The organism is Kitasatospora sp. NPDC101157, assembly GCF_044768255.1.
Lineage (GTDB): Bacteria > Actinomycetota > Actinomycetes > Streptomycetales > Streptomycetaceae > Kitasatospora.
In genome coordinates this window covers 251,556-272,912 of sequence record NZ_JBIWPL010000005.1, presented here as the reverse complement: position 1 = coordinate 272,912, position 21,357 = coordinate 251,556, and the positions used below count along the sequence as shown (strand labels likewise).

19 protein-coding genes and 3 pseudogenes are annotated in these 21,357 nt (G+C 72.4%); 4 read left to right on the top strand and 18 right to left on the bottom strand.

Annotated features, from left to right (window positions below):
- Positions 1-204 precede the first annotated feature (204 nt).
- The 5 genes and pseudogenes from ACIRVF_RS13780 to ACIRVF_RS13760 all read right to left on the bottom strand — a co-directional run.
- Positions 205-369, bottom strand: a pseudogene (locus ACIRVF_RS13780) (pirin family protein); the annotation flags it as partial.
- Positions 370-476: 107 nt separating this feature from the next.
- On the bottom strand, positions 477-1,442 hold the full coding sequence (locus tag ACIRVF_RS13775; protein WP_402816480.1) for a Gfo/Idh/MocA family protein: 966 nt from the start codon (positions 1,440-1,442) through the stop codon (positions 477-479).
- 46 nt (positions 1,443-1,488) lie between these two features.
- Positions 1,489-3,048 (bottom strand): tetratricopeptide repeat protein, encoded by a 1,560-nt coding sequence (locus ACIRVF_RS13770; protein WP_402816479.1) that lies wholly within the window; start codon positions 3,046-3,048, stop codon positions 1,489-1,491.
- Complete coding sequence (locus ACIRVF_RS13765) at positions 3,048-4,124, bottom strand: hypothetical protein (RefSeq protein WP_402816478.1); 1,077 nt, start codon at positions 4,122-4,124, stop codon at positions 3,048-3,050. Before ACIRVF_RS13765 ends, ACIRVF_RS13770 begins: the two co-directional genes overlap by 1 nt.
- Before the next feature lie 138 nt (positions 4,125-4,262).
- Positions 4,263-4,391 carry a DUF5710 domain-containing protein gene (locus tag ACIRVF_RS13760; protein WP_402816477.1) on the bottom strand — a complete coding sequence of 43 codons (129 nt, stop codon included), beginning with the start codon at positions 4,389-4,391 and terminating at the stop codon, positions 4,263-4,265.
- A gap of 86 nt (positions 4,392-4,477) precedes the next feature.
- On the opposite strand from ACIRVF_RS13760, the pseudogene ACIRVF_RS13755 reads away from it, so the two are divergent.
- Positions 4,478-5,008: pseudogene (locus ACIRVF_RS13755) on the top strand (3'-5' exonuclease); the annotation flags it as partial.
- Positions 5,009-5,139: 131 nt separating this feature from the next.
- Here the strand turns inward: ACIRVF_RS13755 and ACIRVF_RS13750 are convergent.
- From ACIRVF_RS13750 to rpe, 5 genes are all read right to left on the bottom strand, one after another.
- A complete protein-coding gene (locus ACIRVF_RS13750; RefSeq protein WP_402816476.1) occupies positions 5,140-5,970 on the bottom strand; it encodes a hypothetical protein in 831 nt (276 codons plus the stop codon).
- 236 nt (positions 5,971-6,206) lie between these two features.
- Complete coding sequence (locus tag ACIRVF_RS13745; RefSeq protein WP_402816475.1) at positions 6,207-8,327, bottom strand: hypothetical protein; 2,121 nt, start codon at positions 8,325-8,327, stop codon at positions 6,207-6,209.
- 17 nt (positions 8,328-8,344) lie between these two features.
- Entirely contained in the window at positions 8,345-8,665 is a 321-nt protein-coding gene (locus tag ACIRVF_RS13740) for a hypothetical protein (RefSeq protein WP_402816474.1), read from the bottom strand.
- Positions 8,666-9,040: 375 nt separating this feature from the next.
- Positions 9,041-10,000 (bottom strand): pirin family protein, encoded by a 960-nt coding sequence (locus ACIRVF_RS13735; protein WP_402816473.1) that lies wholly within the window; start codon positions 9,998-10,000, stop codon positions 9,041-9,043.
- A 154-nt stretch (positions 10,001-10,154) separates the two neighbouring features.
- The gene (gene rpe, locus ACIRVF_RS13730; RefSeq protein ID WP_402816472.1) at positions 10,155-10,838 is read right to left on the bottom strand and encodes a ribulose-phosphate 3-epimerase; all 684 of its coding nucleotides are present in this window, start codon (positions 10,836-10,838) and stop codon (positions 10,155-10,157) included.
- Positions 10,839-11,102: 264 nt separating this feature from the next.
- On the opposite strand from rpe, the gene ACIRVF_RS13725 reads away from it, so the two are divergent.
- Positions 11,103-12,029, top strand: a complete 927-nt coding sequence (locus ACIRVF_RS13725) for a hypothetical protein (protein WP_402816471.1) — start codon at positions 11,103-11,105, stop codon at positions 12,027-12,029.
- Between the two features lie 196 nt (positions 12,030-12,225).
- On the top strand, positions 12,226-13,077 hold the full coding sequence (locus tag ACIRVF_RS13720; protein ID WP_402816470.1) for a hypothetical protein: 852 nt from the start codon (positions 12,226-12,228) through the stop codon (positions 13,075-13,077).
- 52 nt (positions 13,078-13,129) lie between these two features.
- On the opposite strand, the gene ACIRVF_RS13715 is transcribed toward ACIRVF_RS13720, so the two are convergent.
- The 6 genes and pseudogenes from ACIRVF_RS13715 to ACIRVF_RS13690 form a co-directional block, all read right to left on the bottom strand.
- Complete coding sequence (locus ACIRVF_RS13715) at positions 13,130-13,789, bottom strand: C39 family peptidase (RefSeq protein WP_402816469.1); 660 nt, start codon at positions 13,787-13,789, stop codon at positions 13,130-13,132.
- Positions 13,790-13,957: 168 nt separating this feature from the next.
- Positions 13,958-14,464 (bottom strand): annotated as a pseudogene (locus tag ACIRVF_RS13710) (DUF4188 domain-containing protein); the annotation flags it as partial.
- A 99-nt stretch (positions 14,465-14,563) separates the two neighbouring features.
- On the bottom strand, positions 14,564-15,208 hold the full coding sequence (locus tag ACIRVF_RS13705; RefSeq protein WP_402816468.1) for a TetR/AcrR family transcriptional regulator: 645 nt from the start codon (positions 15,206-15,208) through the stop codon (positions 14,564-14,566).
- 86 nt (positions 15,209-15,294) lie between these two features.
- A complete protein-coding gene (locus ACIRVF_RS13700) occupies positions 15,295-16,281 on the bottom strand; it encodes an aldo/keto reductase (protein WP_402816467.1) in 987 nt (328 codons plus the stop codon).
- A gap of 60 nt (positions 16,282-16,341) precedes the next feature.
- Positions 16,342-17,163 carry an ABC transporter permease gene (locus ACIRVF_RS13695; protein WP_402816466.1) on the bottom strand — a complete coding sequence of 274 codons (822 nt, stop codon included), beginning with the start codon at positions 17,161-17,163 and terminating at the stop codon, positions 16,342-16,344.
- On the bottom strand, positions 17,163-18,131 hold the full coding sequence (locus tag ACIRVF_RS13690; RefSeq protein WP_402816465.1) for an ATP-binding cassette domain-containing protein: 969 nt from the start codon (positions 18,129-18,131) through the stop codon (positions 17,163-17,165). The genes ACIRVF_RS13695 and ACIRVF_RS13690 overlap by 1 nt, the downstream gene beginning before the upstream one ends.
- 105 nt (positions 18,132-18,236) lie before the next feature.
- On the opposite strand from ACIRVF_RS13690, the gene ACIRVF_RS13685 reads away from it, so the two are divergent.
- Positions 18,237-19,007 (top strand): TetR/AcrR family transcriptional regulator, encoded by a 771-nt coding sequence (locus ACIRVF_RS13685; RefSeq protein ID WP_402816464.1) that lies wholly within the window; start codon positions 18,237-18,239, stop codon positions 19,005-19,007.
- Here ACIRVF_RS13685 and ACIRVF_RS13680 read toward each other — a convergent pair.
- Both ACIRVF_RS13680 and ACIRVF_RS13675 read right to left on the bottom strand, forming a co-directional pair.
- On the bottom strand, positions 19,004-20,380 hold the full coding sequence (locus tag ACIRVF_RS13680; RefSeq protein ID WP_402816463.1) for a pyridoxal-phosphate dependent enzyme: 1,377 nt from the start codon (positions 20,378-20,380) through the stop codon (positions 19,004-19,006). The genes ACIRVF_RS13685 and ACIRVF_RS13680 overlap by 4 nt on opposite strands.
- Before the next feature lie 238 nt (positions 20,381-20,618).
- Complete coding sequence (locus ACIRVF_RS13675; protein WP_402816462.1) at positions 20,619-21,350, bottom strand: hypothetical protein; 732 nt, start codon at positions 21,348-21,350, stop codon at positions 20,619-20,621.
- Positions 21,351-21,357 lie beyond the last annotated feature (7 nt).

Genomic DNA, 21,357 nt, shown 5'->3' with positions numbered 1-21,357 from the left:
CACCGCATGGAGCGCCCGCCGGAAAAAGCCGGAGAACAGAAAGTGCGCCTGCGATACATCAGCAGGCGCACACAAAGTTCATGGGAACCACTACTGCAACTATCACGACTGTAGCAGGCCGCGGCCCTCCGCGGCGGGATGTTCCACCCCGAGTCTGCCGGAGCAGGCGGCCGGCCGAACCGGCGCCGTCGTCGACCCCCGGCCTCAGCGTGCGCGGCCGCGCGGCTTCAGCGGCACCGCGGGGAGTGCCGGGGCGGGGAGGCGGGGGCCCGCGTAGCCGTGGACCTCGCCGAAGCGGTCGCCCGTCGTCCAGGCGGCGCGGGCCTCGGCGATCTCCTCGGTGGTGCGGCCGATGAAGTTCCACCACATGTCACGCCTCTTCTAGCTTCTCCCAGGTCAGAGGCCTGGGGGATCACCTGCGGTCAGCAAAGTGCAAGCACGGGACGGGAGAGAACACCGACCGCGGCCGCTCGCCATCACACTCCCGGCACCGCGCGATGGATGGCGGTGATCGTCGCCGCAGTGTCGAAGCCGAGCACCGGATCGGGCCGACCGGAGAGCAGGCTGGCGTAGAGCGGACGGTAGTGGGCGATCTTCCGTGCGGTCCGGCCGTCGTTGCCGAAGGAACCCAGCAAGTCGCCCTGCCGTGCGGCGAATCCGGTCATGGCAGTGTGGTCGATCCAGACTTCCACGCCGGAGCGGCCGAACACCAAGCTGCTCTCCTTGCTGCTGGAACCGGTCAGCCAGCTACTGCGCAGCCGGGCTGTTCCCACCTCCCCATGAGACCGGAAGTCCACAGTGCACCAGGCACTTGCACCGCCGTCCGTCTGCCGGGCGGACGTGAGTTCGGTGAGGTCGACGAACCGGGTGAGCATGCTGAGCTGGTTCACCCCTGAATCCGTCCAGCTGGAGACGTACGAAGCGAAGGCTTCAGGCCCCCGCAGGACGTAGGGGTCGTAAAAGGCCGAAGTCACGGCTGTGATCGGCCCCCAGCCCGAGTTCACGCCGATCAGCTGCGACGCCCAGTCGACCTCAGGGGAGAAGGCAAAGTGATGGGCAGTGAACACGCGGCCCCGTACATCGACCTTGCCGTCCAACTCGCACAGCTCCATGAGGGAGGCGAGGTCGTGTACGAGCGGCTTCTCCACGAGCACCCGCGCCGTGGAACGGAGAAGGGCCAGGACCGCCAGCTCGGCGTGGGTCTCCGTCGGTGTTGCGAGGACCACCAGGTCCGGCTGGTGCGCGTCGAGCGCCTGGGCGAGCCTGCTGTAGTGGGGCGGTCTGGAACCCCGGAACTCCACCGGTCCGACCGGCCGTGAGTCGACCGTGAACTCCATGACCACGTCGTCTCGTTCGGCCAGGACGGCAAGGTGGGTCTCGGCGATGATGCCGACCCCGACCAGACCGACACGTACCGGCTCGACATGTGCAGGACCGGTCATGAGCTCTCTTCCTCCTGTCCGGCCTCGGGTCCAGTGCCTTCGCGCCTCATCGTCGCGTGGCCACCTCCGCCCACCGGCCCAACGCCACGGCCGCGCCGTCGATCCATTCGACCCGCGGATCGTGCTCCGTGGCCTGCGGAACGCCCTCGATCCAGCTGGTCACGATCGGAACCCAGTAGGTGTTGCCGCCCGACCTGCGGGTTCGCGCGTCGAGCTCGGCCCGCGTGCGGCGGACGCCGTCGTGGTCGCCCCCGAGGACACCGGTCAGGATCTGGGCCACATCGGCCAGGTTGTGGCCGCCGCGGTAGCCGATGCCGTCCGCCAACCGACGGGTTCCGCCAACCGCCTCCACGGCGGCCCCGGCGTCGCCCGCCACCGCGTGCGCGACCGCCTCGGCGGAGCGGATCTTGACCAGCTCCACCGGGTTGGGCACCAGATCGAGCAGGTCCCTCGCGCGGGTCGCCGCATCCGCCACCGCATCGACTTCGCCGGCCCAGCAGGCGGTCTGCGCCAGGTTCGCCAGTGCCTTCGCCTCCGCAGCGGCGAGGCCCTCGCGCCGGGCCAGGTCGATCGCCTCCGCGTACGCGGCCCTCGCCTCGTCGAAACGGGCGTTGACCCGCCAGACGTGTCCGATCAGCCTCAACCGCTCGCCCTCGTCCTCCGGTCCCCGGCTGCGCTGCTTCCGGAGCGAATCCAGCGCCGCGCCGAAACGTCCGTTGAGGTAGTCGTAGTCGCAGAGCCAGTACCTGGCCACCGCGTCGAACTCACCGCCCAGCAGCGCCCGGTAGATCTCCGCCGCCTTGGTGTAGTCACCGTGGTTGCGCAGTGCGTGGGCAAGGTGGATCTGCACCAGCTGCGCCGTCGGACTACCCTGCGGCAGGCCCTCCCCGACCCCGTGGAGCAACCCGACCGCCTCGGCGGCGTGACCGGTCCGACGCAGTTGGACACCCCGCACGGCGGCGAGGACCGCCCGGTACTCCGGCGTCCCCGCCCGTTCGGCGGGAAGTACAGCGCCCAGTTCGGACCACTGTCCGGCCTCGACCAGGCGCTGCGTTGCCCGGGCGATCCAGTCCGCGAAGACGCCGTGTTCTGCTGAGAGTTTGAGCCCCGACTCCAGGACCTGGGCAATGGTCACCCGGTCGGCGGACGATCCGAGCCGTTCGCCCAGCCAGGCGAGCAACCGAGCCGCGACCTCGCTGCGGTCGCGGTCGGACCAACCGTCCGGCAGGCTGCGGTCCGCCTCGCGAATGGCGTGGCGCAGCGCCGCGTGCAGCGCGTACGGCAGGGCATAGGCGTCGTCGTGCGTCAGGAACGGCCGGCGAAGGAATCGGGCCACGCTGCCGTCGGAGACGTTGGGCTGTCCGGCCCGAAGGAGATCAGCACCGACCCGGTCGGTGAGCGCCGCTGTACGGACGAGGTCGCGCTCCTCCCGGGGCAGGTCCCGGATCGACCGGGTGGCCACTGCCGTGAACGTGCCACCGAAGTCGGCCGCCGACGGCTGCCCTCCGCGGGCGAGCAGCGCCACGAAGTGGGACACCGACAGGTCCAGGTACAGTGGCAGGCCCTGGCCGCCCGCGATGATGCGTCGGCGGACTTCGACAGGCATCACGGGCTCGCCGTCCCGGGTGAGTGCATCGCTGAGGTAGCTGTCGGCGTCGGAATCCGAGAGGTAGCCGACGAGGTGCTGGCGGGGTTCGACCGTGTCGTTGCTGAAGTGCAGGTTCGGCCAGCACTCGGGCCGGTGAAGTCCAGTTCGCCGCCTGCGCCCGAGTCGGCCCAGTCGATCCGGTTGCGGCCGGTGATCACGAACAGCACGTTGGGCATCAGGTAGACGCAACGCTGGACCAGTCGCTCCACCATGCGGTCGGCGCCACCGTTGAGCACCTCGAAGGTGTCGAGGAACACGCACACCGTGGGCCGCCGGTCCGACCGGCCCCGGTGGGAAATACGGTCCAGGTCCCAGGCCAGCAGGTACGGGAAGTACGACAGCGTCTCGTAGTCGGCGTCGGCCTCGATCAGTTCGGCGAACAGCTCGCAGTCCGCCAGCAGCCGTCCTTCGCGCACCCGGTCCCGGACGGCACGGTACGTGGCCAGGGCCGCGCGGTGCGCCAGCCCGGTCAGCCCGCCGAGACCCGCGGGGTCGATCTCCCGCACGGTCTCCGCGATCTGCTCGCCCAGACCGATGCTGCGGGAGGCCCTACGGAGGGCCGGTGAGGCGTCGAGGAAGTCCTGGAGGGCCTCCCCGGGGTGGGCGCGGGCCCAGTACGAGGCGAGCGCCAGGTCGAAGGCCGGCCAGCGACTGCCCAACTGCCCCAACCCGGCGCGCAGACGCAGCAGCAAGCCCTCCAGGTCCCGGGCGCCGTCCTCGGAGAGGTCCACCCGGACGGCGACGACGTCGCCCCGTGCCTCGGCCGCAGCCCCGGCGAGCAGTTGGCGCTCCAGCTCGTGCGACAGCGTCGTCTTCCCTATACCGCCGACCCCGTAGAGCGTCAGGACATTGCGGCGCCCCTGCGCCCGGTCCACGACCGGCGAGACATCGGCCTCGTCCAGGGTTCGGCTCAGCCCCTCGACCGACCGGTTGAAGGCAGCCACCTCGTTGACCCGGTCGGTGAAGACCTGTTGTGCCGTGACAGTGGACGACAGCCCGCTCATGAACGCGGCCCGCAGGTTCACCCGTGCCATCTCGTCCCCTCTCCGCGCCTCCCCGACGACGTCCTGTCCGCGATGCGGGGATGCATATCTGAGATCGTGTCAGCTCTCGACAACGTGCCACAAGTCGCCCCGGCAGGACAGGAACGCCCAGTTGCGCATGCCTCGTCCTCACGGCAGCCAGCGGGCTGCCTGCTCCCGGGTGACCCGCGCGGCGTCGACGTGCCAGAGCTTGTTCGGCCCGTCCCACTGGGCCTTGAGGAGCGACTTGGCCTCGTCCTTCTCCCCGAAAGGGACCACGAGGTAGAGCCGTCCGTTGACGGTGTCACCGGGCCTGATGCCCGCCGCACCGGTCGCGCCGAGCGGAGTGGGCGCGGACGAAGCCGGATCTCAACGGTGGTGAGGAGACCCTGGCCGGTTTCCGGTCCGTCCTCAACGGTGCCGCTCCGCGGCTGCACCCCTACGCCGACTGGAATGCGGAGCGGGTGGGCATCGCCGAGCACATCGCGGCCTGGAGCGCCCGCCCTGACGAACGGATCCCCCTCGAACAGATCGCCGTCTGCGTCCCCACCAACCAAATGGCGGGAGAGGTCGCCTACACCCTGGCGCAGCACGGAATTGCCGCTGTGGAGATCGGCCCCGACGGCCCTAGGAACGGCAGCGGTGTCCACATCGGCACTATGTTCAGGTTCAAGGGCCTGGAGTACCAGCGGATGATCATCGCCGGCGTCCGCGACGGGTTGGTGCCGCGCGACAACGTGAACCGCCTCAAGGGGACGGACCTCGCCAGGTACCGTCGGGAGATGCAGCGTGCCCGCTCGCTGCTCTTCGTCGCGGTGACCCGTGCCAGGGACAGCGTCGACATCTTCTGGCACGGCGAGCCGAGTCCCTTCCTGAAGCCCGTTCTCACCTCCTGAGCCGCCTCACGACGCCGGGCGTCCTCGGCATCCAGGGAGCGCTTCTTCCTGCCGGCTGTCCAGTCGGCCAGGTTCATACGCTCCTCCGGCTGCCGGCCGGGAACCGGCAGCCGGAGGAGGCGGCCAGGTGACTAGAGGATCGGCTCGCAGCCGATCGCCTTACCTCCGGCCTTGAGGAACTGCCGTACCAGATCGTCGTTGTCGGGGAACAGGGCAGGTCCTTCGTAGCCGCCGCTGAGACTGAAGAAGACGTCCTTGCCCTGGCAGGTGACGACGAGCGTTCCGCCGGCGACCCAACGGGCCCGCCCGGGCCCGGCCGGGTCCTTGCCGTCCTTCACGGTCAGGGCGGTGATCCGCGGATCGGTCGTGATCGCGAAGCGCTTCGACCAGCCGTCCGGCGTCGGGCCGTTGCCGACGGTGCAGGACCAGATCGGGGCGGACCCGGTGGTGACCTGCTGCCGGTTGCCCGACGGCGCCTCGGGGTTCCTTGCCGGTGCGAACCCGGGCAGGCCGCAGAGGTTGGCCCAGTCCGGTCCCGTCTCGGCCCCCTTCGCCGACAACCCCTTCGGAACCGGCAGTACCCGGTCCCCGCACGAGCGCGCCCTGGCCACCCCGTTGGCGAAGGCCACGGCCAGGCCGGCCCTGACCTCGTCCTTCCCCTCCTCGTTGGTGCGTACTTCGGCACGCACACCCTTCTGGCACCCGGCGGGGAGCACGGCCCACGCGGCGTCAGGAGTCACCGAGCCGGCCGAGTCTCCGGAGAACAGCCGGGCGTCCGACGCAGCCAGGGTACCCGGGCCGTCCTTGGAGTTCAGCACGACGGTGAACTGCACTGTCTTCTCGGAGGTATCGAACAGGCCGGAGCTGACCTTGACGGAACAGCTGTTCCCGGCGGAGTCCTCCGTCGGCGAGTAACCCCTCTTGTCCTCGGAGATCCTCCCTGGCCCCAGCAGATCGTGCACCTGGTCTGCCGTGACAGTCCCATCGCACACGCTGTCCGGCCCCCCGAGGTTCGTCAGCCGGTACAGCGCGAAGCCCGCTCCCCCGACCGGGACGAGGGAGAACGCCAACAGCACCGCCGCCAGCCGCATCCGCAGCCGCCGCGTGGTGAACCCGCGCCGATTCAGTGCCTCACCGACCTTTTCGGCTGACCCGACGTCGTCGGGAGACCCGCTCCTAGATTCAGTCCCCACTGTGCTCACGACCTGCCGAAGACGGTGCGGTAGGTGTTGTCGATCCCGACGTTGTATGCGATACCCGCAGTCGCCTGCAGTTGCTGGGGCACGCCGCCGTCGATGTCCAGTGTCTTGCCGTCGTATCCGGACATGACCATCTTGTAGTTGATCATCGCATCCAGCTGCTGCCGTCCCGCCGAGAAGTGGGAACTCAGATTGTCCTTGAGCCCGGTGTCGATCTTCGACTTGACGCCGTCCGCGTACGCGGCGGTCCCGATGTCGACGTAGCGCTGCGCGACGTCACCCACTCCCGGAATCAGGTTCGCCGGTGTACCGAGCAGGTGGTAGTTCATCTTCGCCTGCCAGTCCGCGGTCGACTTCTCGGCGTCCGCGTGGTCGACGGCGGCGTCGGCGTACACCGCGTCGAGTGCACCGAGGGTCACGGCGGAGTTGTGGGTGAGGGCCTCCAGCTGGGGCTTCGCATGGCCCGTCGCATCGGGCATCATGGCATCCCGGTCCAGACCCTCCAGGCGGCGGGCGATCTCCTGGGTCTCCGCATGCTGGATGACTGCGAAGGACGCCGGGTCCTCGGCGGAGCCCCGGATGAGACGCAGGAGTTGGTCCTGCGTGACGGTGAGACCGCTGGGTTCGGAAGGCCCGTGCAGCGGCTTGCCGAGGATCTCGTGCATGTCCGCCGCGTAGTCGGCGATCATGTCGGCCATCGGCCGGCGAAGTCCGGCCGGAAGGGACGTCTTGTCACCCTGACCACTGCCGGCGAAGGACTTCATCGTCTCGTCCATGATCTGCGACATGACCTTGTCGTGTGGGCGGACGACCGGTTGGTCGCTGTGTGGGTCCCGACCGGTCGTGGCCGCCTCCAGCGCGTAGCCGAAGGCCGTGCGGGAGGGCGTGAAGTCGGCGACGGCGTTCTGCTCGCTGCCCTGGGCCGGCCACTTCCGGTCATGCAGCAGGTAGTCCAGGTTCTTGCCCTTCCCGGGGTCGAAGAAGTCCTTCGACGCCTCGGGGTTGTGGCTGAACGCGTTCATCAGACCGCCCATCGGGTCGGACTGGTTGGCCCCGCCGTTCCACTTCGGGCCCCAGAGGTCTTCACCCTTGGTCTTGCTGGTGCGCTCGAAGTCGACCAGGTCATTGCCGACCTTGAGCAGGAACGCCTTGTCGTAGTTCCCCCCCGCTCCCATCAGCGAGGTGAGCGCCGGGTAGTTGTCGTTCCAGCCCGCCGCCGAACCGCCCGGACGGTGGGCGGCCGCGAGCAGGCGGTCCTCCCAGTCCTTGCCCATGCCGCCGTCGCGGGTGGCCGTGGCGAGGGCCGTCGACAGGCTGCCGTAGACGTCCTGGTAGCCCTTGGCGTTGTGGTTGCCGTGAGCGAGGTCACCGTAGATCTTCGAGTACTCCAGCAGGGCGTCCGGGCCGGTCTTGCCGCCGTAGTTGAGACCGTTGATGAGGGTGGTCGCGAAGTCCTTGTTGCCCGCGTTGGCGGCCATGATGTCCTGCAACTGCTTCAGCTCCGGATCGCTGAGGCTGCCGCCCTTGGACATCAAGTCCTTGGCCCGGTTGGCATCGGCGACCGGGCCGCCCCCGTACGGGGTGGGGTTGAAAGACGTGGTGCTGGTGCCGATGTCGCCCTGGAGCGCGGTGGTGGCTCGCTGGTCCGCTGCCGCGGCCTTCTCGACAGCCTTCGTCAGGCGGGACGCATAGGCATCGGCCTTGGCCTGCAGCCCCTGCGCCAGCTTGCCGCTGTCGGGATCGTTCCTCGCCTCCTTCGGCAGGCTCCAGTTGACGGTGCCGTCGGCGGAGACGGTCATGCCGTCGGCCTGCGCGTCGTGGATCGCCGTGTCGAGGTCGCGGCGGGCGGCGGCGAAGTCCTCGGCGGCGGCCTTCATGATCGCGGCGAGGGCCGTGGCGACGGCAGAGGCCTGCTTGAAGTCGCCGTCGATGCCCTGCAACACCTTGGTCGCGTCGTCGGCGGCCGCACCCTTCCAACCGGCCCGCTGTGCGGTACCGGTGAGGTCCTTGGCGACCCGACCGTCCAGGGATGTGAGGGCCTTGGCGACGCCGGACCATGCCTCGGCGGCATCGTTGATCGCGGCGAAGTCGGCCTCGTGCAGTTCCTTGAAGGACACCATCTGTCTGCTTCCCCCTGTTACCGGCCCGCGCGGAGATCGGCCGCTGTCCTGGCTTCGTTGGTGTGATAGGTCTGCTGGGTCTGGTCGAGATTCCCGGCGGCGTTGTCGAGCCGGTTGTGCAGGGCCTGGCATTGCTGCATCCACCGCTCGGTGCTGCCGGTGAGGGCGCCGCCGAAGGAGAACCCGCGGATCTTGGTCGACGCGGTGCTCGCGTACTCCGTGAGGCTGTGCGCGCCAGGGCCGGCCTTGCCGTTGGCGCTGTCGAGGTCGGTGGCGATCTGCCGGGCTATCCCGGCCGAGGCTGCGAGCTCATGTGGCGTGTCGAGCTGGGTGGTCACCGGCCCGGACGAGGGCGGGTTTCCGGTGCCTGCCAGGACGAGCCTGGCGTGCGGCGACGTCTCGGCTGTGTTCGGCATCGGATCCGGCGCCGGCGCGACCGGCCCCGTAGTGAAGTACGGGCTACCACCCATGTGTGTGCGACTCCTCCCCATGTGGCAAAGGGGCGCTCCCCTCTGCGGCGTTATGACCGTACAGGTTGCCCTGTCAGTACACCGACGCACCCTCTGTGATGCCGGTAGCGCGGGGTGTGCACGGTGTCCGGGGGCGGACGGGGAGGGACAGACGGGTTGTACGGGCCGGTGGGTGGCACGAACACTCCGGCAGGCGCGGCTGCCCGGGGTCGGGCTGCCGACTCACGGCGCCAACTCCGCGCCTCAGCGTGCGCGGCCGCGCGGCTTCAGCGGCACCGCGGGGAGTGCCGGGGCGGGGAGGCGGGGGCCCGCGTAGCCGTGGACCTCGCCGAAGCGGTCGCCCGTCGTCCAGGCGGCGCGGGCCTCGGCGATCTCCTCGGTGGTGCGGCCGATGAAGTTCCACCACATGACGATCTTCTCCTCGAAGGGCTCGCCGCCGAGGAGCAGGACGGCGGCCTCGGAGCGGGCGAGGAGGGGGATTTCGCGGCGGCCGCAGCCGAGGTAGAGCATCGAACCGGGTTCGACCGGGACGCCGTCGACGTCGATCCGGCCGGTCATGGCGAGGACGGCGTACTCGAACTCGGGGACCAGCGGGAGGGCGAGGTTCGTGCCCTCGGCGAGGGCGAGGTCGGCGCCGACCAGCGGGGTGTGGGTGGTGCCGGGCGAGGTGGCGGTGTCCAGGGTGCCGAGGATGACGGTGGCGCGCAGGCCGCGGGCGGTGACCACGGGCAGGTCGGGGTGGTGCTCGAAGGCCGGGTCGGTGTGCCGGTGGGCGTCCGGGAGGGCGACCCAGAGCTGGGCGCCGTGCAGGGAGCGGGCATGCGGGCGGGGGGACTCCTCGGAGTGGGAGATCGCCCGGCCCGAGGTCATCAGCCCCAGTTCGTACGGCCGGACGGTCTGGAGGCTGCCGAGGCTGTCACGGTGCAGCACCTCGCCCTGGTGGAGCCAGCTGACCGTCTGCAGGCCCATGTGGGGGTGCGGCGGGACCTGCATGCCCGGCCCGTCGGCGATGTCGTCCGGGCCGTAGTGGTCCACGAAGCACCAGGCCCCGACCATCCGGCGGCCCAGGCCGGGGAGCAGTCGACGCACCACCGTGCTTTCACCGAGCGGCACTTGACGTCCCGTCAGCAGATCCTTCGCCGGGCCGCCGCTGGCCTCGCGGCCGCAGCTGGTCGGGGTGGGCCTGAGGTCGAGGTTGCTCATCGCGGTTCCACCACCGTACGCAGGGGCCGGGCCGGGCGGGGCCCGGAGGGCGTCGTCACCGATCATCCGCCACGGTGCGGCGTTCCTCCACCCGTGCCCGGCCATCCGGCCGCAGCCCGACGCGCGGGGCCCCGAGGGGCCCTCGGTGTGCGCCTCAGTGCTCGCAGGCCCACCAGGCCTCTGCCGACGCCTTGTCGGCGAGCTCGCGCAGGTCGCGGACGGCCTGGGCCGGGTCCTCGGCGCCGTACACGGCCGAACCGGCCACGAACACGTCCGCGCCGGCCTCGGCGCAGCGCTCGATGGTGCTCGCGGAGACGCCGCCGTCGACCTGCAGCCAGAGCTCCAGGTCGTGCTTGGCGATCAGCTCCCTGGTGCGGCGGATCTTCGGCAGCATGATGTCCAGGAAGGCCTGGCCGCCGAAGCCGGGCTCGACCGTCATGATCAGCAGCATGTCGAGCTCGGGCAGCAGGTCCTCGTAGGGCTCGATCGGGGTGCCCGGCTTGAGCGCCATCGACGCGCGGGCGCCCTTGGCCCGGATCTCGCGGGCCAGTCGGACGGGCGCGGCGGCGGCCTCGACGTGGAAGGTGATGGAGCCGGCCCCGGCCTCGACGTACTGCGGGGCCCAGCGGTCCGGGTCCTCGATCATCAGGTGGCAGTCGAGCGGGATGTCGGTGGCGCGGGCCAGCGACTCGACCACCGGGATGCCCAGGGTCAGGTTCGGCACGAAGTGGTTGTCCATGACGTCCACGTGCAGCCAGTCGGAACCCCGGACGGCCTCGGCCTCGTCGGCGAGCCGGGCGAAGTCCGCGGACAGGATGCTGGGGTTGATCTGGGCCATGACCGACTACCTTCGTACGAGGGCTTGCGAGGGCTGGGCGCCCGGGGGCGGGCACCTCGTCCCATCATCTCGCGCCGCACCACCGCCGGTCGCACCCGGCGAGCTCCGCGTGACCGTGATCACACCCCGGCCGGGGTTGCCGGGGCCTGCGCCGTGGCCATCAGCAGGTGAGCGGCCCGCACTGCCCGTCGGGCCGTCCCCGCCCGGCCGCCCGGCCGCCCGACCGGCCGCCGGCTGCCGACTGCCCCGAGGAGGGTCTCCCGCATGTCCGTTCCCGGCCCCGACGCGTCCGATCCCGGCACCGTCCACCCGGTCCACCCCGTCCACCCCGTCCACCCCGCCCCTCCCGTCCACCCCGCCCGAGCGCTGTGGCGGCTCTTCGAGCCGGTGTACGCGGTCACCTTCCTCCAGCCCGAGAGCCGGGCGGCCTTCGAGGCGGCCGGGCTGGACGGCGGCTGGCGCGGCTACTTCGCCGGGCGCGCGGCCCCGCTGGGCGCGGTGGACGCCCCACAGGTGATCGCCGCGTTCTTCAGCTTCGCCCCCGCACTGGTCGGGAGCGCCCTGCCGCAGGCGTGGACGCGGGCCAGCCCCGAGCGGGTCCTGGCCGCCCGGACCGAGGGCTCGGCGGCCGCGCTGGCCCGGCTGCTGGCGCCGGTGGAGCCGGGGCTGGTCGCGTCGGCGGCGGCCGCGCTGGAGGGGGCGGTGGCCAGGCTGGACTGCGCCGGACGGGTGCTGGCCGCCGCCAACGCCGCGCTCCCCCGGCCCGCGGACGCGCACGGGCGGCTGTGGCAGGCCGCGTCCGTGCTGCGCGAGCACCGCGGGGACGGCCACGTGGCCGCGCTGGTCGCGGCCGGACTGGACGGCTGCGAGGCGCCGGTGCTGCACTGCGCGCTGGACGCCGACCGGGAAGTGCTCCAGCCGATGCGAGGGTGGACGGATGAGGAGTGGGAGGGCGCCGCGGCGCGGCTGGTCGAGCGGGGCTGGCTGACGGCGCGGGGCGCGGTGACCGAGCTCGGCCGGAGCCGGCACCGGTCGGTCGAGGCCGCCACCGACCTGGCCGCGGGCCGCGTCTGGGAGGGGCTGCCGGACGGCGAACTCGACCGCCTGGCGGCCACCCTGAGGCCGATCGCGGCGATCTGCCGCGATCGGATGCCGGTCAACCCGCTCGCGATGCCGCCGGTGGACCACTGACGCCCGGCAGCGTGTGACCTCCGCCACACCGCACCGAGGATTACCGGGGCCTCCTCCGTGGTCATCAGCACGTGAACGGCCCGCGCGCCCGCCCGGGTGGCCCCGGTACCCCGCCGCCCGCGCGACCGTCGTGTGCCGTGCCGACCAGTCGAGCTCCCCGCGCCCGCCCGGAGCCCCGTCCGAGGAAGGTCTCCCAATGGCCGATCTCGTCCATCCCGCCCGCGCGCTCTGGTGGCTCTTCGAGCCGGTGCACGCCGTCACCTACTTCCAGCCCGAGTGTCGCGGCGCCTTCGAGGAGGCCGGGCTGCGCGGCTTCTGGCGCGGCTACTTCGGCGGCCGCTCCGCCCCGCTGGGCGCGGTGGACGCCCCTCCGGTGATCGCCGCCTTCTTCAACTTCGCCCCGGCGATGGTCGAACGCGCCCTGCCGGCGATCTGGTCGCTGGCCGGCCCGGAGGAGGCGCTGGCCGCCCGCGGCAAGGGGGCCGGCGCGGCGCTGGCCCGGCTGCTGGAGCACGTGGACCGGGAGCAGGTCGAGCAGGCGGTCGAGACGCTGGAGCAGGCCACCGCCCGGCTGGACTGCGCCGGCCGGGTGCTCGCCGCCGCCAACGCCGCGCTCCCGGCGCCGACCGGACTGTACGAGCGGCTCTGGCGTGCCGCCACCGTGATGCGCGAACACCGCGGGGACGGCCACGTGGCCGCGCTGGTGGCCGCCGGGCTGGACGGCTGCGAGGCGCTGGTGATCCGCTGCGCGATGGACATGCGGCGCGAGCAGCTCCAGCCGGTGCGCGGCTGGACGGACGCGGAGTGGGACGCGGCCGCGGGACGCCTGCTCGAACGCGGCTGGCTGACGGCGGCCGGCACGGTGACCGAGCTCGGGCGGATCCGCCACCAGTCCCTGGAGGCGGCCACCGACCTGGCCGCGGCCCGGGTCTGGGAGGACTACCCGCGGGCCGAACTCGACCGGCTGGCCGCCGCGTTGAAGCCGATCTCGGCGCTGTGCCGCAGCAGCCTGCCGTTCTACCCGGCGGGGCTGCCGGACAACACCTGACCGCCGCTCCGGCGAGCCGGGCCGCCGTTCGGCGCCGCTCCGGCCGGTCGCGCTAGCTCTCGACGCCGGGCGGCGGGCCCAGCACGATCCCCCGCCCGGCGTAGAACGGCCCGAACGAGCGCCACGGAACGCGCGCGAAGGCCTGCGACTCCCCCGGGAAGCCCGAGGGGTTGTGGATCAGCAGCGCCGTCTCCGTGACGCCGACCGCCAGCACCAGGTGCCCGCCCCGCCGGACCGGCTCCGGCCCGTTCGGCTCCCGGATCGACGGGTGCACCGACAGCATCACCAGCCGGCCGTCCGCCACCTCGGCCGCCACCTCCGCGGGCGCCAACTCCGCGGCGCGGGCGGCGAGCCCCCAGCGCCGCCGGACGTACTCCGCGAACGGCGTGTGGACCAGCCCGCGCAGGCTCTCACCGTCCCGGACGTACGCGCCGGCCGCCACGCACTCGCCCGCCAGTGCCATCGCCGTCGGGGTCACGCCCCACCAGTGCTCCAGCGCCATCCGCAGGCAGGCCACCCCGCACAGGCGCCAGGACCACCATGCGTACTCCTCCGGGGTGGCCGCCCCCGACTGGCCCCAGCGCGGGTCCCGGGCCGCGTCCAGCCGCCCGTCCACGATGTCCCGCACCAGCTCCGCGGACTCCCACTGCGCCCGGTACGGCACCTCGTGCACCACCCGCGCCGGCCGCGCGGCGCCGCCCTGATCGACCATCCCCCGACGCTCCCACACCGGGGGCCGTCCGGTGCCTCACGACACTCCTGGGGCGTCCGCCCGGGCGTCGGCCCCGTCCCCCGCACTCCCCGCCGCGCCCGCGGTCTCCCCTGCGCCCGGGCCCTTCCCCGGGCCCTTCCCCGAGCCCTTCCCCGACTCCGCCTCCGCCTCCGCCTCCGCCCCCGAGCGGAAGGCCAGCCGCTGGGCGGCGTGCCGGCCCCGTTCCTCCACCGGCACCTGCCCGGTCGCACCGGCCAGCCCGAAGGCCGGCATGTCGAAGTAGATCGACTCGTAGCCGCCCTCGGGGACGATGTACGTCTCGTGCCAGAGCCCGACGTGCCCCCGGGTCCGGCCCTCCCGCACCTTCCGGTTGGCGATGCCCCAGACGGTGTGGTGGAACCCGTCCGGTGCGGTGGAGTAGCGGTACAGCGCCTCCTTCGACTCCCAGTACTGGACGACGTAGTAGGTACGCGGCGAGGCGGTGAGCAGGATGCGCCCGCGCAGGCCGCGTTCGGGGCTGCGGCGCAGCTCGCGCAGCATCCGGAACATCGCGAACATCACCGGGCCCCAGTGGTGGACGGCCCAGAAGCGGTTGACCCGCATGCCGATCAGCAGCACCACGGTGTCGCCGGTGGCGGCGGCGGTGGTGTAGCCCCGCCGTGGCCTGGCGAACATCGAGTGGACGAACGTGTTCCCCTTGGACATTCCCGGCCTCCCCGGCACCGACCCGCACCCCCATGTAATCGGCGATTACATCAAGGCCCGGCAGGGCGGTCAAGGCTCGCCGCAGCCACAATTCGACTGGTGCTCAAGCCCGTTGGCGATCCCCCGGCGGAAGGTGTCCAGCACCTGGAGGGCCAGCTGCTCCGCCCGGTCGGCGGGCAGGTAACCGTCCACGATCATCTGCGCCAGCCCGTAGACCAGCGCCTGCCCGGCCAGCAGTACCTGCCCCGGCTCACCGGGCCCCAGCCGCCCCGCCCGCTGGTCCGCCAGGATCAGTTCGGTGAACGCCCGGTCCATGCAGTCCAGTTGTTCCCGCAGCTCCGGATCCCGGGCGGCCGTGAACACCCGCGAGCGCACCAGCTCGTACCGCCGCGGATGGCGCAGCGCGTACCGGACGAACCCCAGCCCCAGCGCCCGCATCGCCGACCCGCCGACCGCCTCCGCGGCCGCCACCTCCGCCTCCTGCCAGTGGTAGAAGTCCGTCAGCACCCGGTCCGCCACGGCCGTCAACAACGCCTGCCGGTCGGCGAAGTGTCGGAACGGTGCCCCCGCCGACACCCCCGCCCGGCGCGCCACCTCCCGCACGCTCACCTTCTCCTGGCCCTGCTCGTCCAGCACCTCGAACGCCGCCGCCACCAGCGCCTCCGGCAACGCCCCGTGGTGGTACGCCCCCCGCTCCCCGATCCGCTCCGTCATGCCTGCCTTGCTACCACAACGCCCCGGCCCGCCGGGGAAGGCCCGCTCGGCCCCGGTCCGGTGGCCGGGGCCGAAGGGTGGTGGGCCTACCAGGCGTAGTCCTCCGGGGCGGGACGGTGGCCCGGGAAGAGTTCGTCGAGGCGGTCCAGGGTCTTCCGGTCGAGTGTGAGGTCGAGCGCCCGGAGGGCGGCGTCGAGGTGGGCGGGGGTGCGGGGGCCGATGATGGGGGCGGTGACGGCCGGGCGGGAGAGCAGCCAGGCGAGGGCGAGGTCGGCGGGGTCGGTGCCGAGTTCGGCGGCGAAGTCCTCGTAGGCCTGGAGGCGTTCGCGGTGCTTCTCCAGCAGTTCGCCCGCGTAGCCCAGGGCGCCGCGCACCCGGGTGCCCTCGCGTTCCTTGCGCAGGACGCCGCCGAGCAGGCCGCTGCGCAGCGGGGACCACGGCAGCAGGCCGAGGCCGTAGTGCTGGAGGGCGGGGATCACCTCCAGTTCGACGGCGCGGTCGAGGAGGTTGTAGAGGGACTGCTCGCTGACCAGGCCGAGGAAGTGCCGGGAGCGGGCGGACTCCTGGGCCTGGGCGATGTGCCAGCCGGCGAAGTTGCTGGATCCCACGTAGATGATCTTGCCCTGGGCGACCAGGACCTCCATCGCCTGCCAGATCTCCTCCCAGGGGGTGTCCCGGTCGATGTGGTGCATCTGGTACAGGTCGATGTGGTCGGTCTGCAGCCGCCGCAGGCTGGCCTCGACGGCCTTGCGGACGGCGAGCGCGGAGAGCCGCCCCTCGTTGGGCCAGTCGCTCATCTCGGCGTAGGCCTTGGTGGCGAGCACGGTCCGCTCGCGGCGGCCACCGCCCCGGGCGAACCACCGGCCGATGATCTCCTCGGTGCGGCCCTTGAGCCTGCCCTCGGGGTCGCGGCCGTAGGAGTTGGCAGTGTCGAAGAAGTTGATGCCGCGCTCGTGGGCGGTGTCCATGAGCCGGTGGGCCTCGTCCTCCTCGGTGTGGGGGCCGAAGTTCATGGTGCCGAGGCAGAGGCGGGAGACGGTCAGGCCGGTGCGGCCGAGGTGGGTGTACTCCATGGCGCCCCACCTAAAGCCACACCGGCCACCGTGTCCAGCACATTCGCCGGACCGGCCGGGTCACCGCCCGTGGGTGGCGAACTTCCGTACGGCCAGCGGCCCGCAGAGCAGGAGCAGCGCGGCGCTCCACAGCAGCGTGGCCAGGACGGCGTGCTGCATCGGCCAGGCGGTGCCGGGCGCGGCCGGGTTGCCGAAGAGCTCGCGGGCGGCCTCGACCGCCGAGCTGATCGGGTTCCAGTCGGCGACCGTCCGCAGCCAGCCGGGCATCCCGCCGGTGGGCACGTACGCGTTGGTCACCATCGCCAACGGGAAGACCACCACGGAGAGTTGACCGGCAGCCTCCTCCTTGCCGACGGCCAGGCCGAGCAGGGTGCCGACCCAGGTCATCACGAACCGGAAGAGCAGCAGCAGCGCGAACGCCTCCAGCGCGTCGGCCGCGCCGTGCCGGGCACGCCAGCCGGCGGCCAGCCCGACCAGGGCCAGCAGCCCCAGCACGACGAGGCTGACCAGCAGGTCGGCGAGGGTCTGCCCGAGCAGCAGTCCGGTGCGGGAGACCGGCATCGAGCGCAGCCGGTCGGTGACCCCGCGGCCGACGTCGCGGGCGGCGCCGACCATGGTCGGCATGATGCCGTTGGTGGCGACCATCGCGAACAGGCCGGGCATCAGGAACTCCCGGTAGTCCCCGCCGCCGGGCACCTGGATGGCGCTGCCGAAGACGTACCCGAAGACCACCACCATGATCACCGGCACGCCCAGGGAGGCGGCCAGCAGGCCGGGCGAGTGGCGGTAGTTGAGCAGGACGCGGAGCATCGAGGTACCGGTGTCGGAGACCAGCCGGACCCCGGCCGACGGACGCGGAGCGGTGTGGAGGACGGCGGACATCAGGCAGCCCTCCCCGGAGCGGCGGACTCACCGGTGAGCGCGAGGAACACGTCGTCGAGCGAGGGCGCCCGGACGGCGACGTCCTCGGCGACGACGCCGACGGCGTCCAACTCCCTTACCAGCGAGGGGAGCAGGATGTTCGACCCGGGCCGGGTGAGCACCGTGACCGCCCGTTCGGCCACGTCCACCTGGGCGTCGCCGCCGGACAGGCTCGACAACACCACGGCGGCCGCGCCGAGTTGGCCCGGATCGGACAGGGTCACGGAGACCTGGCTGCCGATCGCGGCCTTGAGCCGGGCCGGCGGGCCGGTGGCGATCGCGGCGCCGTGGTCGATCACCACGATGTCGTCGGCGAGGCGGTCGGCCTCCTCCAGGTACTGGGTGGTGAGCAGCACCGTGGTGCCACCGTCGGCCAACTCCTTGACGGTGTCCCAGATCTCCTGGCGGCTGCGCGGGTCGAGCCCGGTGGTGGGCTCGTCCAGGAAGAGCACCGGCGGACTGGTGACCAGGCTGGCGATCAGGTCCAGGCGCCGGCGCATGCCGCCGGAGTAGGTGCGGACCAGCCGGTCACCGGCCTCGGCGAGGCCGAAGCGGGTCAGCAGTTCGTCGGCGCGCGCCCGGGCCCGGCGGGCGCCGAGGCGGTGCAGCCGGCCGAACAGGTGGAGGTTGTCGCGGCCGGTGATGCCCTCGTCCAGCGCGGCGTGCTGCCCGGCGAGGCCGATCGCCCGGCGGACCTCCTCGGCGTCGCGGACGGCGTCGTGCCCGGCGACCCGGACGGTGCCCCGGTCGGGGGCGACCAGGGTGGCGAGAACGCGGACGGCGGTGGTCTTGCCGGCGCCGTTCGGGCCGAGCAGGCCGCAGACGGTGCCGGCCTGGACGGTCAGGTCGAGGCCGCGCAGGGCCTCGGTGGTCCCGAATCGTTTCTCCACGCCCGCCATCTCGACGGCGGGCCGGGTGGTACCGGACATGGCTCTGCCCCTTCTCTAGGTACAGCGTACGTAGAAGTGCGTGCGGGCGCCATCGTACTACGTACGCCGTACGTATCTAAGATGGGTGAGCGAGGTGATCTCCCAGTGCCGTCCAGCAACACCCCCAGCAGTCCAGCGGGCCCCACGGAGCCCGAGAGCGCGGAGCCGCCCGGCAAACCGGCGCCGCCCGAGGCCCCCGAACTGATCTGGCTGCGCCCCGAGCGCACCGGGCGCGGCCCCCGGCCGGCCCACAGCCGCGACTCGATCGCCGCGGCCGCCATCGCCATCGCCGACGCCGAGGGCCTGGAAGCCGTCTCGATGCGGCGGGTCGCGGCCGCGCTCGGCGCGGGCACCATGTCGCTCTACAACTACGTGCCGAAGAAGGAGCACCTGCTCGACCTGATGCTCGACGCCGCCTGCGCCGAGTACCGGCTACCGCCCGGGCCGAGCGGCGACGTACGGGCGGACCTCGCGCGCCTCGGGCACGAGCAGCTCACCATCTTCCGCCGCCACCCGTGGCTGCCCGCCCTGGTCGTCGCGCGCCCGGGCATCGGTCCCAACGCGCTGCGCTACACCGACCACTTCCTCGCCGTCACCGCCCCCACCGGCCTGCCCGGCGGCGCGCGGATGGAGGCGATGGCGATGTTCAACGGCTTCATCTGCCAGTTCGCCCAGTACGAGCAGACGGCGGCCGCGGGCGCCAAGTGGCAGGCGGAGCTTGTCGGTTACCTCACCCGGGCGGCGATGAGCGGCGACTACCCCAACCTGGCCCAGGCCTTCGCCACCTCGGGGCCGCCCGCCGACCCGGACCGGGCCTTCGACCGCTCCCTGGACCGGGTCATCCTCGCCGTGCTGGCGCCCACGACCGAGCGTTAGTTCAGGACGTCACACGGCAGCACCCCGGCCGCCCGGCCGTCCACCAGCACGAGCACGGCCGGGTGCCCGCCCGTCAGCGCCGCGCGCGCCTCGGCGACGGGCTGCCCGACTCCCACCCCCGGCAGGGCCGGCCCGAGCAGCGGGCGCACCGGGTCGTCCGGCTTGGCAGCGCCCTCGGCCAGCGCCGCCGCCAGCACCTCCCGGGACACCGAACCGACCACCTCGGAGGCGGCCACCCCGTACGGGCGCGCCGTCCGCGGCAGTACGGCCGGGGCGATCCCGCCCGGCGCGGACCGCAGCAGCTCCAGCGCCTCGCCGACGGTCGCGTCGGCGGCCACCGACACCAGCGGGCCGGCGGCCTCCAGCAACGGCCGCAGGCCCTCCGCGCCTTCCTCCAGGAAGCCCCACTCCCGCATCCACACGTCGCTGTGCACCTTGGACAGGTAGGAGCGCCCGGAGTCCGGCAGCAGCACCACGACCAGGTCCTCCGGCCCCAGCCGGCGCGCCACCCGCAGTGCCGCCGCCACCGCGGTGCCGGAAGACGGTCCGGCCAGGATGCCCTCCTCCCGGGCGAGCCGGCGGGCCGTCAGCAGCGACTCGCGGTCCGGGATCCGCTCGAAGGAGTCGACCACCTCCGAGCGGTAGGCCTGCGGCCAGCGATCCTCGACGGTCTCCGGGTGGAGGAAGTGGCCGATGCTCTCGACGAACCAGGGGCTGCCGTCCCCGCCGCCGTAGGAGGAGGACTCCGGGTCCGCGCCGACCACCGTCACCGCCCCGCCGGACACCTGCTTGAGGTACCCGCCGGTGCCGGTGACGGTGCCGCCGGTACCGACGCCCGCCACGAAGTGGGTCACCCGGCCGCCGGTCTGCTCCCAGACCTCCGGGCCGGTGGTCCGGACATGGGCGTCAGGATTGGCCAGGTTGTCGTACTGATTGGCCAGCCAGGCCCCGGGGATCTCCTCCGTCAGCCGCCGGACCACGTTGAACAGGTGTCGCGGGTCCTCCTGCGGCACCGAGGTCGTCGCGAGCACCACCTCGGCGCCGTACGCGCGCAGGATGTCCGCCTTCTCGGCCGAGGCCTTGTCCGACACCCCGGCGATCACCCGGTACCCGCGCTGCCGCCCGACGATGGCCAGCCCGATCCCGGTGTTCCCGGAGGTCGCCTCCACGATCGTCCCGCCCGGTGCCAGCAGCCCCTCCCGCTCGGCGGCGAGGATCATCGACAGCGCGGCGCGGTCCTTGACGCTGCCGCCGATGTTGAGGAACTCCGCCTTGGCGTAGATCGGCGCGGCGATCCCGGCGCCGAGCCGGGCGAGGCGGAACAGCGGCGTCCCGCCGATCGCGTCGAGTACGGATTCGTGCACCGCGGTCATATCAGCAGCTCCCTGCGTACGTATGTGTCTGACCGAGCCTGCCCAGACCAACCGGCCGCCAGACTCCCCCGGCGGGCGTGGACCGAAGACCCCCGCGCCCGCTGTCGAGGTTGCGGCGCGAGAAGGGGCGCGTGGCGATCCGTATGCGCCCCTCAGTTTGGGCGCACCCCAAGGTGCGCAACGGCACGGCTCGCGCCCGCCCCACCGTTGGAGCTGCGCACGGAGAGTGACCGATTTCTCAGATCAGCGGGCCGAAGAGCCCGCGCTCCCAGTACCCGAGCCAGGAGGCCGTGGCCGACGGAAGCACCTGCCCCTCGGTGGACTCGTCGTACGGGAGCACGGCGGTCGGCGCGAACCAGCCCTCGCCCGGAGAGATCCGGATGCGCAGGACGCTCAACTGCTTCCGCTCACCGAGGTAGAGGCGGAGGTCGTCGGTGTGCGGGCGGTGGATCTCGTAGCGGTCGCGCACCGAGCGGCAGATGGACGTGATGTCGCGGGTCGCGAGCAGGAGGTGGCGGTCGCCGGGGCCGAGGTTGACGCAGAGTCGGCGGCGCGCCAGGTCGCGTTCGGCGCAGGGCAGGTTCTGGTGGTCGTCGATGTGCAGGCCGGGGCGCGGGCCGTGCTCGGCCAAACGGTGGGTGACGGGCTCGCCCGGCGGGTCGTCGGTCACGGGGAGCCGGACGGGGTCGGGGTCGCCCAGGTCGCCGACCAGGGCGGCGAGCAGGTGGCGGCTGGTGACGGTGGCGGGAAGGCGGAAGAACTCGACCAGGCCGCTGTCCTTGGTGAAGATGCTCGGCGCGTACCGCGCGGGGATCTCCTCCGACAGCGGGGCCCAGTCACCGGCCGGGAGCACGGCCCCGTTCTCGTAGCCGGGCTCGTGGTAGAGGCGCCGGACACCGCCGATCTCACAGCGGGCCAGGAGGGCGGCCGGGTCGCGGAAGGCGATCGCGGCGGGGTGCAGGTCGGGCATGGGAGGA

Coding starts and splice junctions, on each gene's coding strand:
- ACIRVF_RS13775 (WP_402816480.1), bottom strand. CDS start 1,442: ATGACCGGTCCTGCACATGTCGAGCCGGTACGTGTCGGTCTGGTCGGG.
- ACIRVF_RS13770 (WP_402816479.1), bottom strand. CDS start 3,048: ATGCCTGTCGAAGTCCGCCGACGCATCATCGCGGGCGGCCAGGGCCTG.
- ACIRVF_RS13765 (WP_402816478.1), bottom strand. CDS start 4,124: ATGGCACGGGTGAACCTGCGGGCCGCGTTCATGAGCGGGCTGTCGTCC.
- ACIRVF_RS13745 (WP_402816475.1), bottom strand. CDS start 8,327: ATGGTGTCCTTCAAGGAACTGCACGAGGCCGACTTCGCCGCGATCAAC.
- ACIRVF_RS13735 (WP_402816473.1), bottom strand. CDS start 10,000: ATGAGCAACCTCGACCTCAGGCCCACCCCGACCAGCTGCGGCCGCGAG.
- rpe (WP_402816472.1), bottom strand. CDS start 10,838: ATGGCCCAGATCAACCCCAGCATCCTGTCCGCGGACTTCGCCCGGCTC.
- ACIRVF_RS13725 (WP_402816471.1), top strand. CDS start 11,103: ATGTCCGTTCCCGGCCCCGACGCGTCCGATCCCGGCACCGTCCACCCG.
- ACIRVF_RS13720 (WP_402816470.1), top strand. CDS start 12,226: ATGGCCGATCTCGTCCATCCCGCCCGCGCGCTCTGGTGGCTCTTCGAG.
- ACIRVF_RS13715 (WP_402816469.1), bottom strand. CDS start 13,789: ATGGTCGATCAGGGCGGCGCCGCGCGGCCGGCGCGGGTGGTGCACGAG.
- ACIRVF_RS13705 (WP_402816468.1), bottom strand. CDS start 15,208: ATGACGGAGCGGATCGGGGAGCGGGGGGCGTACCACCACGGGGCGTTG.
- ACIRVF_RS13700 (WP_402816467.1), bottom strand. CDS start 16,281: ATGGAGTACACCCACCTCGGCCGCACCGGCCTGACCGTCTCCCGCCTC.
- ACIRVF_RS13695 (WP_402816466.1), bottom strand. CDS start 17,163: ATGTCCGCCGTCCTCCACACCGCTCCGCGTCCGTCGGCCGGGGTCCGG.
- ACIRVF_RS13690 (WP_402816465.1), bottom strand. CDS start 18,131: ATGTCCGGTACCACCCGGCCCGCCGTCGAGATGGCGGGCGTGGAGAAA.
- ACIRVF_RS13680 (WP_402816463.1), bottom strand. CDS start 20,380: ATGACCGCGGTGCACGAATCCGTACTCGACGCGATCGGCGGGACGCCG.
- ACIRVF_RS13675 (WP_402816462.1), bottom strand. CDS start 21,350: ATGCCCGACCTGCACCCCGCCGCGATCGCCTTCCGCGACCCGGCCGCC.